The sequence below is a fragment of the Cytobacillus luteolus genome, assembly GCF_017873715.1.
GTDB classification, from domain to species: domain Bacteria; phylum Bacillota; class Bacilli; order Bacillales; family Bacillaceae_L; genus Bacillus_BV; species Bacillus_BV luteola.
This window is the reverse complement of record NZ_JAGGKM010000006.1, coordinates 26032-42185: the sequence shown is the minus strand read 5'-3', so window position 1 is coordinate 42185 and position 16154 is coordinate 26032. Positions and strand designations below refer to the sequence as shown.

The 16154-nt window shown below is 34.8% G+C and carries 15 protein-coding genes and 1 pseudogene; 4 read left to right on the top strand and 12 right to left on the bottom strand.

All coding sequences use genetic code 11. The annotated features are described in order from the left end of the window. Positions 1–70: 70 nt before the first annotated feature. The 5 genes and pseudogenes from J2Z26_RS22455 to J2Z26_RS16950 all read right to left on the bottom strand — a co-directional run bounded on the left by J2Z26_RS22455 (position 71) and on the right by J2Z26_RS16950 (position 4602). Positions 71–622 carry a peptidoglycan-binding domain-containing protein gene (locus J2Z26_RS22455; RefSeq protein ID WP_319638106.1) on the bottom strand — a complete coding sequence of 184 codons (552 nt, stop codon included), beginning with the start codon at positions 620–622 and terminating at the stop codon, positions 71–73. Then, positions 617–1129: pseudogene (locus J2Z26_RS22200) on the bottom strand (peptidoglycan recognition protein family protein); the annotation flags it as partial. The gene J2Z26_RS22455 and the pseudogene J2Z26_RS22200, both read right to left, overlap by 6 nt. A gap of 1265 nt (positions 1130–2394) precedes the next feature. Further along, complete coding sequence (locus J2Z26_RS16960; RefSeq protein ID WP_193539804.1) at positions 2395–2853, bottom strand: hypothetical protein; 459 nt, start codon at positions 2851–2853, stop codon at positions 2395–2397. A 4-nt stretch (positions 2854–2857) separates the two neighbouring features. After that, entirely contained in the window at positions 2858–3646 is a 789-nt protein-coding gene (locus J2Z26_RS16955; protein WP_193539803.1) for a hypothetical protein, read from the bottom strand. A gap of 380 nt (positions 3647–4026) precedes the next feature. After that, the gene (locus tag J2Z26_RS16950; RefSeq protein ID WP_319638103.1) at positions 4027–4602 is read right to left on the bottom strand and encodes a CBO0543 family protein; all 576 of its coding nucleotides are present in this window, start codon (positions 4600–4602) and stop codon (positions 4027–4029) included. Between the two features lie 671 nt (positions 4603–5273). Between J2Z26_RS16950 and J2Z26_RS16945 the strand changes: the two genes are divergently transcribed. Then, the gene (locus tag J2Z26_RS16945) at positions 5274–5573 is read left to right on the top strand and encodes a hypothetical protein (RefSeq protein ID WP_193539802.1); all 300 of its coding nucleotides are present in this window, start codon (positions 5274–5276) and stop codon (positions 5571–5573) included. A gap of 171 nt (positions 5574–5744) precedes the next feature. On the opposite strand, the gene J2Z26_RS16940 is transcribed toward J2Z26_RS16945, so the two are convergent. Then, complete coding sequence (locus J2Z26_RS16940; protein ID WP_193539801.1) at positions 5745–6746, bottom strand: DUF3231 family protein; 1002 nt, start codon at positions 6744–6746, stop codon at positions 5745–5747. Between the two features lie 1891 nt (positions 6747–8637). Here J2Z26_RS16940 and J2Z26_RS16935 point away from each other — a divergent pair. Further along, a complete protein-coding gene (locus J2Z26_RS16935; protein WP_193539799.1) occupies positions 8638–9657 on the top strand; it encodes a DUF3231 family protein in 1020 nt (339 codons plus the stop codon). A gap of 799 nt (positions 9658–10456) precedes the next feature. On the opposite strand, the gene J2Z26_RS16930 is transcribed toward J2Z26_RS16935, so the two are convergent. The 5 genes from J2Z26_RS16930 to J2Z26_RS16910 all read right to left on the bottom strand — a co-directional run bounded on the left by J2Z26_RS16930 (position 10457) and on the right by J2Z26_RS16910 (position 13938). Next, the gene (locus J2Z26_RS16930; RefSeq protein WP_193539798.1) at positions 10457–10639 is read right to left on the bottom strand and encodes a YfhD family protein; all 183 of its coding nucleotides are present in this window, start codon (positions 10637–10639) and stop codon (positions 10457–10459) included. Positions 10640–10737: 98 nt separating this feature from the next. Next, positions 10738–10866 carry a YfhE family protein gene (locus tag J2Z26_RS16925; protein WP_193471289.1) on the bottom strand — a complete coding sequence of 43 codons (129 nt, stop codon included), beginning with the start codon at positions 10864–10866 and terminating at the stop codon, positions 10738–10740. Between the two features lie 103 nt (positions 10867–10969). Continuing rightward, positions 10970–11530 carry a GNAT family N-acetyltransferase gene (locus tag J2Z26_RS16920; protein WP_193539797.1) on the bottom strand — a complete coding sequence of 187 codons (561 nt, stop codon included), beginning with the start codon at positions 11528–11530 and terminating at the stop codon, positions 10970–10972. A 314-nt stretch (positions 11531–11844) separates the two neighbouring features. Beyond that, the gene (locus tag J2Z26_RS16915; protein WP_193539796.1) at positions 11845–12975 is read right to left on the bottom strand and encodes an amidohydrolase; all 1131 of its coding nucleotides are present in this window, start codon (positions 12973–12975) and stop codon (positions 11845–11847) included. A gap of 51 nt (positions 12976–13026) precedes the next feature. Next, positions 13027–13938, bottom strand: a complete 912-nt coding sequence (locus tag J2Z26_RS16910; RefSeq protein WP_193539795.1) for a TIGR01777 family oxidoreductase — start codon at positions 13936–13938, stop codon at positions 13027–13029. A 45-nt stretch (positions 13939–13983) separates the two neighbouring features. Between J2Z26_RS16910 and recX the strand changes: the two genes are divergently transcribed. Beyond that, positions 13984–14805 (top strand): recombination regulator RecX, encoded by an 822-nt coding sequence (recX, locus tag J2Z26_RS16905; RefSeq protein WP_193539794.1) that lies wholly within the window; start codon positions 13984–13986, stop codon positions 14803–14805. Between the two features lie 233 nt (positions 14806–15038). On the opposite strand, the gene J2Z26_RS16900 is transcribed toward recX, so the two are convergent. After that, positions 15039–15707 (bottom strand): SDR family NAD(P)-dependent oxidoreductase, encoded by a 669-nt coding sequence (locus tag J2Z26_RS16900; protein ID WP_193539793.1) that lies wholly within the window; start codon positions 15705–15707, stop codon positions 15039–15041. A 126-nt stretch (positions 15708–15833) separates the two neighbouring features. On the opposite strand from J2Z26_RS16900, the gene J2Z26_RS16895 reads away from it, so the two are divergent. Further along, positions 15834–16151, top strand: coding sequence for a YfhH family protein (locus tag J2Z26_RS16895; RefSeq protein ID WP_193539792.1), 318 nt, complete (start codon positions 15834–15836; stop codon positions 16149–16151). Positions 16152–16154: the final 3 nt, after the last annotated feature.

Genomic DNA, 16154 nt, shown 5'->3' with positions numbered 1-16154 from the left:
ATTCTTAAAAAATGGGCTCGCAAATTGTCCACTGGTTTTTGGTAAAAAAAATAACCCACATAAGTGTGGGCTAGTTATCGTTTAGTTCCATTTGCATATACTTCCTTGTATTCGGACCGTATACACCATCATTAGCTAAAGCTGAAAAGGTTGATTGAAATCTGCGTACTGCATTTTCAGTAAGATTTCCGTATATACCATCAATATAGGTAGGATCAAAGTTAAGATGCCTTAAGGCTCTTTGGATCATCCGTACTTCTTCTCCTTCAGCTCCACTTCTATAGATACCTTCAGGAAGAGGGAATGCAACCGAAGTAGTAGCATGCTGTTGCATATTGACTTCACGTAGCTTATTGATTGTATTAGTACCTACGAGTCCATCAACTGTTAAACCATAGCGCTTTTGAAATCTCATTACAGCTCCATCGGTTTCTGACCCAAATTGGCCATCAGCTCCAAATCGTGGGAGTGGGAACCCAGCACTTATTAGCTCCTGTTGAATCTCTCTTACAAATTGGCCACTATCTCCTTCTCTTAATGGAAGTCTAGTAGAAATACCTCTTACAGCGGGTTCGTCATTTGGTGAACCGCCTGAGTTGCCATTAAAGTCTTGGTTATACACATTTTGAACATCTTCAATAAAACCATTCCAGGAAATGCCTCGAGGCTGAAGTGCATTTTGGGGATCTGTTCGTCGCTCAGGATCTAATCGGCTATGAGCCACAATATGTCTTTGTGGATCCAGATTAAATCGATCACACAAATAGGCATGGTACCAAACATACCGTCTATACGCCTCGTTAAAGTTTATTCGACCACCATAGCAAAGCTCAACTCCAATAGCAGCATCATTTGAATCTGCTCCAAACAATCTATTATCCGTGGGTTTATTGTATTGAACATGCCAAGCTTTTTCATCTAAAGGAATGATTTCTAAAATATACTGGTCATCAATAAATGTATGAGCAGATGCTGATGGTTGCTGGCGGTCAAAGTAATTACGGTTTGCATATGCAGAGGATCCAGGATTTCCGGTATCGTGACTTACAATAAATCTTACATTCGAAATTTGCTGTCCGGACCTTGAATTACCTGTCCGAATATAATCTTGTGTAATAGTATATCTCACTAAAAAACACCTCTTTCAACAGTTTAAGGGATTCGTAGGTTAGCATATCGTGATTTATGGAATAGAGAAAAAGAGTAACTCCAAATCACTTAGAGTAAAATGGAGTCATTTTAGCATATGACAATAAAGAGCCCATTGTTCCTCAGTAGGTAAAAGTTGATTATATTGACGCAGTAGCATAAGACTATAAATGAACATACCAACAGGTTTATCCACATTGTCCACATTAAAACAGTGCTTATCCACAGAAAGTATACACAATCTTAGTAAGTCAATATAACTACATAATAGAGTGGTAGAATTCCTTATCCACATTATCCACAGTACTGTGGACAAGTTGTGCACAGAAATATGGAGAATTTGTGAACAGTCAAAATAAAGTAAATGGATTAGGTTGGAAATTAGCTTAGAATAGACGATTACGGAGGTGGGTTCGGGCAGGAAGTTAGGAAGTAGGGGCAAACCTGTCCGAATACGGGGCTGATTCATACAGGTTGAGTAGTAGCAAGTGAAAACGAGTCTGAATCCCGAGCTAATTCAGACAGGTTGAGTAGTAGCAAGTGAAAGCGAGTCTGAATCCCGAGCTAATTCAGACAGGTTGAGTAGTAGTAAGGGAAAACAAGTCTGAATTCCTTGCTGATTCGGACAGGTTGAGTAGTAGCAGGGGAAAACAAGTCTGAATCCCGAGCTAATTCAGACAGGTTGAGTAGTAGTAAGGGAAAACAAGTTTGAATTCCTTGCTAATTCGGACAGGTTGAGTAGTAGCAGGGCAAAACGAGTCTGAATCCAGAGGTTAATCAGACAGGAAGCGCGAGAATTTCCCTAGTCGAGTCGAAATACTAGGCCCATTCGGAGAAGATGCACGTTAATTAGCTACTCCAGTTCGACTCCAGATTAGTAACAAAGAAAAATTTTAAAAACTAACAAGTCTTTACATAAACGGTTCCGATACTGTGGGGAAAACGTAAAAAAACAGATGAAATAGCATACCTAATCACAGTGATTTTAGCACCATAATTGCAGTAGAAATAGCAAAAAGAACGCTTGGAGTTTTTTCATATCCAAACGTTCTTTGTTTTTTACTCCTTATTCAAGTAAAGCTCCCTATAGTTGAAGATGGACGAATTCCACTTTTGTGGCATTCATCCTTTTTATTTTCCTGCTGAAACAGTATCGTTGTACTGTGCAGCAAAAGCATTTAAAAATGAAAAGTCCTTGTTAAACCAAAGCTTCCCGTTACATGTAGAGTCCAATTAAAAAATATTTCATTTAACCTTAGCCACTCCAAGCGCATAGTGATGCCATAAAATATTTTCAACTAACTCTGATTGTGCCTCTTCACACTCTATAATCAATACAACTTCTGACTGTTTTCCTTTCAAGACTCTTTTTTTCTTTTTCAACACTAATTCTGTATAAAGACGGATAACAAAACCTAACATAAATCCAATAAAAGCCCCAATTAACCCCCAGTAGATGGGACCCCATGATAACTTAAACCCAATGCTTGCTCCAATAACAGAAAAAGCAGTTCCAAGAGCCATTCCAATATCTATAAGAGATGTGCCATCTGAACGATGAATGGTATCAAAAACCTTACGTTCATCTTTTCGATTATCTAATGGTACTGCATAGATGTTTTCTTTTTTTATTCCCTTTTTCTCAAGCATGGATATCGCTAGTTCTAAAAATGCATTATTTTCAAATGTGGAAATTAGCTGCATGTCATCACTTCACTTTTTGTCCTTTTAGAATTTTAAAAGTCTTTGCCTGATAATTTTCTTTTAAATATTTTCTCTGCTCTTTTTCATAAAGTTTATTATTTTCTACTGTGTTGATGTATGAATCAAAGACGGAAAATCCATAGATGGAAGGGAAAAAGAGAAGCCATTCAGGCTTTAATACGGATGTAGCTTCTTGTACCTTTCCTAAAAATAAAAGAGAAATAGCTTCAAGACCATGCGAAAAATACGAGAATGTGACTACCCAAATAATCACAAAAAATGCTGTTATGATTCTATGTATATAAAGCTGCCCAAGACCAGGTACAAATAAAGACCAAATTACAGCCATAATGGGGTTTCTTTTATCTAGATAATTGATTTCAAGTGCACCAATACTAAACGAATTAAATTTGTGTTCTTCATGTTCTGCTAACAAATACACCTTATTCATATCAACCGTTGTTCGATAACTATCCCATATCCCAAATAAGTAAACAGGAATATAAATGAGAAGCCACCTTGTATCTAATATATCCTTTGCCATTTGAATCTCGCCTTGGAATGAATAAATCATTGCTAAGTTGACATTTGCTTTGATATTCACAATTACTTCCCAAATAAAAAGGACAAATCCACGTAAATATTTTGAAAGAAGCAAGTGTCCGAATCCTGGAAATGCAGCACTCCACCATGCAATAATATATGGATTTCGCAAATGAATTTGAGTCGTCCCCAAAATACTAACATGGGCTTTATATCGTCTTGCGGTGTTGTTATTCGTATAATTGTCCATAGGAAGTCACCTTAAGAAATACAATATTTAACTAATATCATTCCTTAAAGCTTCTTTATCTATTCGCTTCTTCACCTCATCTGCTCTTACATTCTTTTCGCAAAGTTACCTAAAAAAATTAAGTTTTTGCTGTGCAGTATAAGTCTACTACGCATCTACGACTGCTTATTCCACATTAATGCTCTTTAATACAATAGGAGCTGCCATACTGGCAACTCCTTGTTCCTCTCTTGCCCCCTTTAGCTTAAGAGCACTAACTGAAATTAAATAGGTTAAATACTACAGCAATTTTTTCATTATCTGCCTTTGTGCTGTACAACCATAGTTTCACATTTTTGTCCTTGTCTTAAATCTTCTACACCATTTGTGAAATTTTTCTATCAACGGCTTTTTTGAAGGATTAAAAACCCATTCGTAATTAATTTAGATATTACAAAAAATAATATGTAAAACAAAAACAAGTGTAAGTAATTTACCCATTCAAACATCCTAAAAAAATGATGACTTACTAATATGGGTTTCATACCAAAAGCAAAGAAAGCTGAAAGAACTGTTGAGTAGAGATAAAATTTTTTATTCTTATTTAGTGTCCATTGATATACAAGCATAAATGCAACTGGTACTAAAGAAGCATCTAATGCAAAACTAGGTATTATTGGAGAAACTTGATAAGGATATTCCCATAAACCTAGTCTAATACCGGCAGAATTTGTATATGCAAACCATATATGATAATTGAGTCCATAAAATCCTAATAGTAAGATTTTACTTCTATCAATCTTAATGAATAATATTATTAGTGGAACAATTAACATTAGGACTACGACCCAAAATTTCAAATCATCGAAGTAAGAAAACTCTTTCCAGTAATCAGTTTGAAGTTGGTAAAGATCTTCAGTAGTGTGTCGTATCTTTTGTAAGAACTCTTCCTGATTTTTTTCCATTTTATACTCCAAAGAGTTTCCCCCTCTCAAATTTACATTTATTATTTGTTAATTAACCGCATTTTATGAAGGTTGAAATGGATATACCTAATATAAGAATTTACATCATATAAATTCGTAACTATTAATACCACTAGGAAAACGAAATAACAACTTCTGTAGGCCAGTATTGACTATGTAACTCACAGATAGTTTTATTTAATTGTAATAAGTCATTTATTTAGGCTCATTTCTAATCTTTGTATTTTTATTGAAATTAGTTAAAATACCAAAATTAAAAAGACAATTACCTTTTCCAAGGGTAATTGCCTCTCCCCGTTTCTAACCGAATAGGAGGAAAGAAACAGTGCTATCATGTCGTACAAATCATTTGGAGGTGATTTGTTAATAACATTATACAAATTTTATATTAAAAGTGCTCTAGCGAATTACCCATTTTTTTATTTCTTTTTATTTCATTATCCTGCTCTTTTTTTTATTAAGGCCCTTCTTTAATTTATTTCGGAAACCTAAAATACTGAATAAATTTTATATTCTAAAAATTATTGATGCGAAATTTGTCGAAATGTTATATAGTGTTTATTAAAACCTAGTTTTTTCTGAAGATATGGACAAAATACTATGGGTTTAAAGTGTTCATATACACTATGATAGCCAAGTCACCAAGGAGGAAATGACAAATAATGAGCACAAAAGTTATTGATTACATGCTAGAACTATGTGAGAAAGACGTAACATACGATTATATACCAGAAATAGAAATTAAATTAAAAATAGACAAAAAAGTTTACCTACTTAACCAGAAGTCTATAATCAAAACAATCAAGGAAAATTTATCCTATGAAGAAAAAATGAATTTATTAAATCAATTAGTAATTATAAAAGAGAGAAACAGCAATATATCAAACTATCTAAAGGTAATACTTATTGGTGTAATTATCAGAAAGGAATCTGTAAGTGAGAATTATAAGCATGCTTTATAGTATGGAGTGAATATGCACAGTATTGTACTGTGCAGTAACTTAATATGAACATCTCTCACCATATGTTAATATCCACCTAAAAAAGAAGTAGATTCCACCGAAATCTCACTGCTTTCCTATTTACATTTACATAAATATAAACTTGTTTTAAGGAAGCGTATTGGAAAAAAACTATTGAGAAAGCTTATTTCTATCTGGAGCTTTCGGTGGTTGTTCGAAATATCCGTACTTAATCATTAAATTTATCCCATCTTCTCCATATGCTCCAATTTGTGCAATGATTTTCGTGTATTGAGCAAACAAATCCCTTCTTGTACTTTCCGATAAGGATAATCCATATGTAGCCATACCAAATGCGTCAAGAAACGTTATTAAACTAAGCATTAACTTATCTGAGAAAGGGGCAATTTTTGACTCTGTGACTACCATACCTCCAAAGGTAGGAGGTGTTATATCATCAGCTACTAATATGGAATGAAATGTATGAATTAATTTATTTGTTATCTCTTTTCCTCTTACCATATATTCACGAACTTCTTCTGATTGGGCAGTTTGACTGAAACCTATTAGTAATTCTTTACCTATCGCATTCCTTCTTAAATTAAAAAATAAATGTGTAATTTGCATACAATGAAGAGATCTTCTCTCTCCAAACCATCCAGTTAAAAAACTTTGTTCCTTTACAAAATCAACCCGAGTGGGATATGGAATATAAGGCGGTCGAGTAAAAATCCCTTTTTGTAGTAAAAGGTCCATAATCTTATTTTGAATATCCCCAAAAAAGGTCATACCTTCATAAAAGAAATGACGAACATCTGCACGAGGAGAAATAGACATTGCTCTAGCATATGACTCTAATCCAACAATAGCCATATAATAAATATATTCTGCCATAAATACATCCGTAAAAAGTCTTGGTACTTTCAAATGAACGTCTTTTTCAGTAAATCCTACAGGTGTGGGTATTTCTTCTTTATTAAAGATAGAAGCAATTTGTTGTATTCTAACTTCTTTTGCCTCTAATTTTATTTGAATGATATTTTTTATATCCCTGTCCTCAACAGTCTCTAAAAAATGCTGTAACATACATCTGTTTAAAGTCTCAAACTGATATAACTTCCATATATTAGCTAATTCTGATGATACTAATTTAACGCTGTTATGAGTAGTCATAGCACAGTCCCCCTTTTTATATATTTTTTCCAAATACAAAAAAGATTCCCATATGGAAAACCATATTGTAATCGTTAATAATGATTCTTCCCTTTCCCGAAAAGTTTGATCAGAATGAATGGTTTCTAATTGGAATATTGTTAAGTGAGATTTTTTAAAGATACTTACCGAAACAATTCCCTACTAGTAAGACTTTCACCAACACTTACTTGAAATAGACCAATTTGTTCATCATTAATTTATTATTGAACAGCATCGTTGTACTGCGCAGCATATAAAAATGTTAAAGCTATTAAAGGTTGGTCATGAAATGCAATCATAGCAATATCTAAAGCAATTGGAGAATTTCTTGCTAAAGTAGTTAAATTTAAACTTGTTATGTCGGAGTTTAGGACTTCATAAACTGTCCATCTTTTCCCAACGAAGAAGTCTCTATAATAAAAAAAAAAGAGAATAGGTATGGTAATTTGCCACAATAAATCTAAATTATCAAGCAGTAATTGCCCCTGTGAAACAAACATAGCAACTATGCAATGCTTATATCTCAATCTAATCGAAATGTTTTTCAGAACGGTTATAAGTATGGACCGACTCCAACTTTACTCACAATGTCTGATCGTATTTTCTGTTCAAATCTACATAATTACCCAAACAACACCTTTCCCGTCAGCGTTGTTTGGGATGACAGTTGTCAAGTCAAGTAAAACTTAACAATCTTAGTATGTGTAATTAAAATCCATCTATGTCAGTTTTTAAAAATTTATCAACTCAATTTTATTCCACTTTATCGCTCTAGTCATAAGAGTAAGGAGAGTTATTGGGAATTGCCTATTCCAGCTGTCATTACTCTGTTTTTATTATTTATTTCGAAAAATATAAGGATATAAAAAACTCGAAAGCACACATCAATGTTATTTAATGATGTGTGCTCTCATGTTACATTAGCCTATTTCGTTAATTTATATATTCTTATGAAATAAATTACTGCGCACTATAAGTAAATGTAAAAAGACAATCACTTTGACCGTATTCGTCTGATATTAGGTAATTTTGTAAACAGTAATTTTGTACTTTGCAGTAAAGGGACCTGTTATAAATGACAGGCATGTAAAACCTGATGAAATCAAAAAAATATTAGTCTTATAATTGAATTATAGAATGCCTTTGTTAATCAAGACCAGCCTTGATTAGTGGAATATATTTAAACGCTACCAACAACTAGTTAGAAGGCAAGGAAATAGTTAATCATTTAATTTCTTAGGTAATTTATTCACTATGTATTGAGTTTGGACTGTGGAATATATGACACCTAACAAAGTCAATATAACACCACTGACTAAAGAAGCTTTCTTCTGCTTATTAAGAGAATATCGTGTAAAGAGAAAGTGTGTTACTGTACATATTATCATAGCAGGTATTAAGAATATAGACTTCACCTCATGTCCTCCTTTTAACTATAATATTCCAAATCCATCTGTTTTTATCCATTTCTTCGAACTGTAAACAAGTTTTCCTTTTTAACGAGACCACCAATTTAGCTGAAATCTTTTGCCTTATGAATAGTTCTCAACGCAATTAATAAAAGTTTCAAAGTACCATTACAATACCATTCACAACTAGTTTACACAAAGTAACACAAACTAATAAATATTGTTGCTCAGTATTTAGTCAAATAAGAAAAAGACGAATACTTTAAAAGCAATTATCTCTTGAATATTAATCTATTACCATTATCTTTGTTGTACTATGCAGTAAATGACTTTTTTGTAGTTGTTCTTAAAAAGTTTCCTTAAGCTAAATAATCTTTACATTTTAATTCCTATATTAATGAAATTAAATATTATAGGCAAAATAAGTAGAAATAAATGTTTTTTATAGTAGGAGGTTAAAAATGGCATCCCATTCTAAGATAAAGTTAACATCAGCAGAGATCGCAACACTTTGGACTACTTATCAAAATGATACTTTATCCATTTGTATAACTGAATATTTTTTAGCAAAGAACGAGGATTCTGATATTGAACCTATTATTCAAATGGCGAGAACACTCTCTGAACAAAACATTGGGTTTATTACTCAAGTTTTTAATACTGAGAATATCCCTATACCAGTTGGTTTTTCTAAAGAAAAAGATGTGTTTCCCAATGTTCCCCGAATATACGAAGATACATTTTTTTTATTGTTTTTAAGACAAATGGCTAAGGTAGGAATGGTAACGTATAGCAGCGCAACATCATTAGCAGTTAGAGAAGACATAGTTGGGTTCTTTCAGGATTGTCTAGTATCTACAAGTAATATATACAAGAACACAACTGAGGTATCCGTACAAAAAGGAGTTTTAGTAAGACCTCCATACATATCATACCCAGAGAAAGTTGAATTTGTGGAGGATAAGGAGTATTTAAGTGCCAGTTTAAACCCATTTACTAGTAAGCGGCCATTAAATGCTATTGAAGTATCTCATTTATTTATGAATACCCAAACTAATTTACTTGGTAGTATGTTAACTACAAGCTTTGCACAAATGGCACAGTCAAAAGAGGTACGAGAGTTTATGACACGAGCACAACAAATTGCACAGAAGCATATAAAGGTGTTCGGAAAAGCATTGGTAGATAATGATATGCAGGCACCAATGTCATGGGATACGAGTGTTAAGAATTCCACAACACCTGCATTCTCCGATAAACTTATGATGTTTATTACTACTTTAATAAGTAATACTGGAATGGGGAATTACGGATTGGCTGCTTCAGTAAGTATGAGGATGGATTTAGGAACAGACTATTTTAGACTTGCTTTAGAGGTTGCAAGGTTAGGGAAAAGTGGGGCTGATATCATGATAAAAAATGGTTGGCTTGAAGAGCCACCTCAATCCGCTGATCGTAAGAAACTTTCTCAAGCAAAATAAAATGAGTGGCTTACACAATAAAGTTAAAAAGGATGTATATATTTATGTTTTAAAAATAGAAAAAAACTTTTAATTTATAGCCTTCCTTTGACAGTCTTGGAGTGTTGAATAGAAGGGAAAACTAACTTAACCGTTTGAAAAAAATGGATTTTTTTCATAACTATACATCTTTATCCTTTACTTTTTTATTTATAAGCGGCTTTATGAGCCTAAAAAGACTACTTAGCCAAAGATAATCAAGTTCCCCCAAGACAAGACAAAGACTAAGCAGCAGTGTTATTTGTTTAGTCTTTTTGTCTTTTTTTACTTTTCTGCGTTAACTTAAGTAAATTCTTCTCACAAAGTCATTTGAAAATAAAGACATTTTGTTGCACAGTATGTGTCTACTACGTATTAAGAAATGATGACTTACTTTTTCCACTACCCTGCTCCGTTAGTTTAAGTGTAACACTTCACAAGCTCTATATTTATTTTAACATTTAATTACAATTAATTGATGGAACTTCATAGCAAATGACATACCAATTAACATTGTAATTAGCACGTTGACAACAGCTGTTGTCACTATGTTATTTGAGGTGCGATTTAGTATGCGAATCGGAGTATTTATAACCAATAAACGTTGATATAGAAGGAAAAAACAACAGACCAAATCATATGCGAATTGGTCTGCTAATTAGTATGCTATTTCGTATGTTTCTCTACAGAAACGGAACCGTTTAGTCTTTACAATAGTTTTTTTATAAAAGAGCAGCCCCAATCAATAGGTGATTGGGGCTACAACATCCGGAAAAACTTCTTAGCGGTTTTTCCCTTGTCTTCTGTCTGCAGCATCAGCACGTGCTTGTGCTTCCAAGTCGTTTTGGTCTGCTAGTTCACGTGAAAATTCCTCGTCGATGCCGTCAGATTTCATGTTTTTAGGTACTTGTGGCAATGTTGCTTTATTTTTGTCTCGTGTTTTATGTCCATGCGATCTTCCCATACCAAATGCCCCCTATCATGTATATGAAGAATGTGATATTCCTCATCTAATAGGTTGTCTTATCGCGACTAATTCATAAGTGGCAGTAGAAGGAAATATTAATGACGTGCTTTTTTCTCAGTGTAGCCACCAGCTTGGTCAGCCATTTTAAAGTCTCTAGCGTATGCTAATTCCTGTGCGCTGCTTAAAGTGCTTTTTGTACGTTCTCTTCTTTTCTCTTTTGCCATAATATACAACCTCACTTTCCACAATTTAGTATTATTTTGCCCTTAATGTTAGTTATTTAAAACAACAAAAAAAGCCTATTTCTAAAAATAGACTTTTTTATAATTAAGCTTCTAATAAATGTTGGCTTTCTTCGTATACGGCTGCTGTTCGTAGTGTATGAAGTGTGTATTGATCCTTAGAGATTTCATACAAGTTATAAATATCTTGCCCAGCGTTAATTTCATCAAGTAGGCTTTTTCTTGTATTGTTCGCAAAGGCCACATATGGTAATTTTGCAGCTGCTTTATTAGAACGTTCATTTATTTTTCGAACACGCATAAAGATCTTTTCAATATCCATATCGTAAAATAGTTCATTGAAAAATTGATCCTTTGCTAATTGGTTGTATCCTTTTCCGTGATAAGGTTTACCTAACCACGTACCAAGAAACCCTGCGTTGTCTTGTAAATCAAATAAATTAATTGTCCCAATTGGAGAGCCCCACTCATCAAGAATGGTACGTGAAATCAATTCACCACGCTCTTCAGCTTCAATTGTTTGCTTTGTTAAAAATAGAAACTCTTCATATGAATTAGCTTTATGACGCACAAAAGGGAAGACATCTGGGTGCACCATTAATTCATAAAGAGCCTGGCAATCTTGAAGATCACGTTTTTTCAGCATCTTTATCCCTCCAAAAGAGGACAGACAGACTCGTAGTATCGATCCACCCTCGAAATTTTTGTGTTGAGAAAAATTTCGGGGTGGGAATCGAACCCACTAGAACCAGTCACACTGGTGGCGCACCATTTGCCTTCCCATAAATAATCACAGATTATTTAAGTAAAGTTATTAAATTTTTTAATTACTAACGTATAATACTAAAATTTAAATGAAAAAGATACTACTTTTTTGTAAAAAAATAATGTAAATTTCTTCTATAATTCGACGAAAAAAGTTTACATTTGTCTAACGATGTCAAAGTGTATAAAAACCCCTTATTCTCCTTGATAAACGATGTCTCCACCGATCATAGTTAATTCAGGTTTTGCAAGAAAATGAAACGGATGATGATTCCATAAAACGATGTCAGCATCTTTACCAACTTCAAGGCTTCCCACTTGGTCTTCAATTCTTAAGTTTCTTGCAGCCGTTATGGTGATTCCTTCTAACGCTTTATGTTCATCCATACCTTCGCGTACAGCTATTGCAGCACATACATTTAAATATTGAATTGGTGTATAAGGATGGTCAGTCGTTATTGAAACTTCAATTCCGTTATCAGTCAACACTTGATACGTTTTCCAGGTTTTATTTTTCAATTCAACCTTTGAACGGCGTGTTAGTGTTGGTCCAACGGATACCTTTAAATTTCGATCAGCTAACTCATCTACAATTAAATGTCCTTCAGTACAATGTTCTATTCTAAAATCCAAGTTAAATTCATCGGCAAATCGAACCGCAGACATGATGTCGTCCGCACGATGTGCATGGATTCGGACAGGAATTTCTCGCTTCAGTGCTTTAATAATAGGAATGACGCGAATATCATTTTCAGCATGAGTTCCGTAAAGTGCTTTATAGAAGGTTTCTCTAAGCATCCCCATAATACCCATTCGCGTGATTGACTCTTTGTTACCATGGCTGTGCATTCGCTTTGGATTTTCACCAAAGGCAACTTTCAAGCCTGCTAATGGCTGCATCAGCATCTTCGAAACATTATTGCCATGTGTTTTGATAACAGAGGTCGTTCCACCAATAATGTTTGAGCTTCCAGGCATAATATGTGCTGTAGTAATACCATATCGGATGGCATCACCGAACGCTGGGTCTAGTGGGTGAACACTGTCTAGCGCACGAATATGTGGTGTAAGTGGCTCAATCGTTTCATTCGCATCATTACCAGCCCAACCAGTTCCCTCGTCATATAACCCAAGATGAGTATGAACATCAATCAATCCTGGCAGAAGGTGTTTACCGTCACATTCAATAACCTTTGTTTGTTCAGTAGGTTGTATTCCAAAGCCTATCTCTTTAATTTTGCCGTTTTGAGTAAGTACATCTGCATTCATTAACTTAGCTGAAGTAATAGGATAAATAGTTGCATTTTTAAATAAAATCTCTGGCATTTTGTACTCCCATTTCTCTCAATAAAATTAAATATACTAGCTTCAACAATACTATGTTTTTAGTATGTTTTCTAGTGCTTCTTCAAGGTTTTCATAAAGAAAACGATAGCCCATTTGCTGTATCTTAGTAGGCAATACTTTTTGTCCATCTACTACGAGAGTACTCATTTCTCCTAACAGTAGACGTAGGGCAAAGCTTGGTACGGGTAACCAGTGAGGTCGACCGATTACAGCACCAATGGTTTTGCCGAAGTCCTTCATTCTTTTCGGTTCAGGAGTAGTAATATTTAATGGTCCTTGTATGGACTCTTGAGTAATCGCAAATTCAATCATTCTAACAACGTCTTGTATGTGGACCCAAGATAACCATTGCTGGCCAGAAGCAATTGTCCCTCCGATGAACATCTTATAAGGTAAGACCATCCTTGGTAGTGCTCCTTCACGTTCACCTAGAATAATTCCAAAGCGGGCTAACACAGTCCTAACACCATGGTCCTCAGCTTTTTGTGCTTCTTTTTCCCATGTGTGTACAGTTGTTGCTAAAAAATCTGAGCCAACACGTTTTGAACTCTCGGTAAAAGTTTCATCTAGTGAGGTACCATAGATTCCAATTGCGCTAGCATTAACTAGCACTTCAGGCTTTTTTGGTAGTGAAGAAATTAAGTTAACAACTTTCTCTGTCGCATTTATTCTACTAGCTAAAATTCTCTTTTTTCTTTCCGTCGTCCATCTACCACTGTTAATGGATTCTCCTGCTAGGTTTACAATTGCATCTATTGAGGTTAGCTCTGCTTCAGGAGTAGAATCTGGACTTAACCATTTTACATAGTGTAAGTTAGGGTGTTGTTCTTTCTTATTGTTTACATTTCGAGTTAAAATAAAAACAGTATGTCCTTTTGATATGAGATAATGTGTCAACGCGGTTCCAACAAATCCTGTGCCACCTGCGATTGCAATATTCAAATAAAGACCCCCTATAATTAAGTTAGATTTTATGAGGTGATAAATATGGCTTATATTACCAAGATTACCACACAACAAAAAAATAAAGAACGCTATAATGTGTTCATCGACTACGGAAAAGGCGAGGAATATGCTTTTAGTGTCAATCAAGATGTTTTAATAAAGTTTCATTTAAAAAAAGGCTTAGAATTAGACGAGCTTGATTTGACAGAAATTCAGTTTGAGGATGATATAAAGAAGGCATTAAATCAGGCGCTGGTATTTTTGTCATATCGTATGCGTTCAGAGAAAGAAATAGTCGCTCATTTAAAAAGTAAAGAAGTTGACGATCAAGTCATTCCTGATATCATACATAAATTAAAATCATTAAATTATGTAGATGATTTGGAGTTTGCCCAAGCGTATGTAAAAACGCAAATCAATACGAGCAGCAAAGGTCCAGGTATCATAAAACAGGAGTTAATAGAAAAGGGAGTATCTAGGGATATTATTGAATCGAGTTTAGCTCTGTTTAGTAAGGAAGATCAGGTTGAAACAGCATTAAAGCTTACAACTAAGATACAGAAAAAGGCAAATAAGGTATCTAAAATTCAACAAAAACAGAAAACAGAAGAGATGTTAATGCGCAAAGGCTTTTCATGGGATGTTATTCAGATTGTGAATGAAGAGGTTGCAACTGACGATGATGATCCAGAAAAAGATGAAGAGTGGGAGGCAGTCCAATATCAGGGGCGTAAAGCGCATAGTCGTTATAAAAAGTATGAAGGCTGGGAGTATGAGCAAAAGATGAAACAGGCTCTTTATAGGAAAGGTTTTTCTATGGATTTGATTTCGAGGTTTATTGAGTTGATGAAAGAGGAAGAGTAGGGGCCCCCACAATGAACATAGACCGTTCCTTTGCGCTGCAGGCACTTGCTTTCCGCGGGGAGGAAGTCGAGCCTCCTCGGCGTTTCGCCTGCGGGGTCTCGACCTTTCCTCTACTTCCCGCAGGAGTCAAGTGCCTTTCGCTCCAATCCACTCCATTAAAAATATCTAGAGTTGTTTTTTAACCTAGCTTATGTGGACTGAGTCCGATAAATTTCCTTTTGGAGCGCAGCCACTTATACAAATAACTCCGCCTGCCCATTAAACTCACTTATAATCGTCGAAGCAATATCCTTTGGTGTGCGAAGCCTTGATTTGTCTTTGATATGGCCAGGGGCATTGTTCCAGAACGGCGTATCCATGCCTCCCATATAAACGGCGGTGACAGACGTAGAAGACGCTTCAAGCTCTTTTATCAAGCTTTCAGTAAATCCTCTAATGGCATATTTACAAGCAACATAAACAGATTCGTTAACTTTGCCTTTTTGTCCGGCGGTTGAAATGATGTTCATTATTTTTGTGTTAGGATGGGCGAGTAAATGTGGTAGTAGTGTCTTTGTAACATTTATAGTACCCGTGATGTTTGTGTGAATCATCTCATCCACTTGACGATTAGTTAATGAGGTAAGAGGGCCGAAATAGCCTACACCTGCATTATTAATCAAATGTGTAATCTTATGTTTTTTTAAAATGGTTGCAGTCCATTTTTCTACTTGATCGATATCACCTATATCCATGGCAAATGATGTAGCTTTTCCACCGTTAGTAATAATTTCTTTTTCTGTATCAGTAAGTTTTTCAAGTGTTCTGCCAACTAATAGTATATGATAACCTTTATTTGCATATTGAAGGGCTAGTTCTTTACCTAAGCCCGAACCTGCACCTGTAATTAAGATTGTCTCCAAGTGAACTCCACCTTTAATAAGGGAATAATTGTAGTACTATTATACGTTATATCCTTAAACATTGTATTAAGTCCTAATTTTCTTCTATAATTTAAGAAGAGTTTTTACACATAGGAGTGGAAATCGATGCAAGATAAAAGATATAGCCAAATGAGTGAGTATGAGTTGAAGCAGGAAATTGCAACACTTACTGAAAAGGCACGAAAAGCTGAACAGCTTGGAATGGTGAATGAATATGCGGTGCTTGAACGCAAAGTGGTAATGGCGAAAGCATACCTTTTAAATCCCGAGGACTTTAAACCCGGAGAAGTCTATGAAATTGAAGGAGACCCAGGGGCTACCTTCAAGATTGACTATATGAACGGCATATTTGCATGGGGGCACCGCCAAGGGAGTAAAGAGGAAGACGCACTTCCAATTTCAATGCTCATAAGAAAAGGATAAGCT

What these genes read in the sequence shown, in the direction of transcription:
- J2Z26_RS16960 (WP_193539804.1), bottom strand. Translation starts at nt 2,853, where the DNA reads ATGCAGCTAATTTCCACATTTGAAAATAATGCATTTTTAGAACTAGCG.
- J2Z26_RS16955 (WP_193539803.1), bottom strand. Translation starts at nt 3,646, where the DNA reads ATGGACAATTATACGAATAACAACACCGCAAGACGATATAAAGCCCAT.
- J2Z26_RS16945 (WP_193539802.1), top strand. Translation starts at nt 5,274, where the DNA reads ATGAGCACAAAAGTTATTGATTACATGCTAGAACTATGTGAGAAAGAC.
- J2Z26_RS16940 (WP_193539801.1), bottom strand. Translation starts at nt 6,746, where the DNA reads ATGACTACTCATAACAGCGTTAAATTAGTATCATCAGAATTAGCTAAT.
- J2Z26_RS16935 (WP_193539799.1), top strand. Translation starts at nt 8,638, where the DNA reads ATGGCATCCCATTCTAAGATAAAGTTAACATCAGCAGAGATCGCAACA.
- J2Z26_RS16930 (WP_193539798.1), bottom strand. Translation starts at nt 10,639, where the DNA reads ATGGGAAGATCGCATGGACATAAAACACGAGACAAAAATAAAGCAACA.
- J2Z26_RS16925 (WP_193471289.1), bottom strand. Translation starts at nt 10,866, where the DNA reads ATGGCAAAAGAGAAAAGAAGAGAACGTACAAAAAGCACTTTAAGCAGC.
- J2Z26_RS16920 (WP_193539797.1), bottom strand. Translation starts at nt 11,530, where the DNA reads ATGCTGAAAAAACGTGATCTTCAAGATTGCCAGGCTCTTTATGAATTA.
- J2Z26_RS16915 (WP_193539796.1), bottom strand. Translation starts at nt 12,975, where the DNA reads ATGCCAGAGATTTTATTTAAAAATGCAACTATTTATCCTATTACTTCA.
- recX (WP_193539794.1), top strand. Translation starts at nt 13,984, where the DNA reads ATGGCTTATATTACCAAGATTACCACACAACAAAAAAATAAAGAACGC.
- J2Z26_RS16895 (WP_193539792.1), top strand. Translation starts at nt 15,834, where the DNA reads ATGCAAGATAAAAGATATAGCCAAATGAGTGAGTATGAGTTGAAGCAG.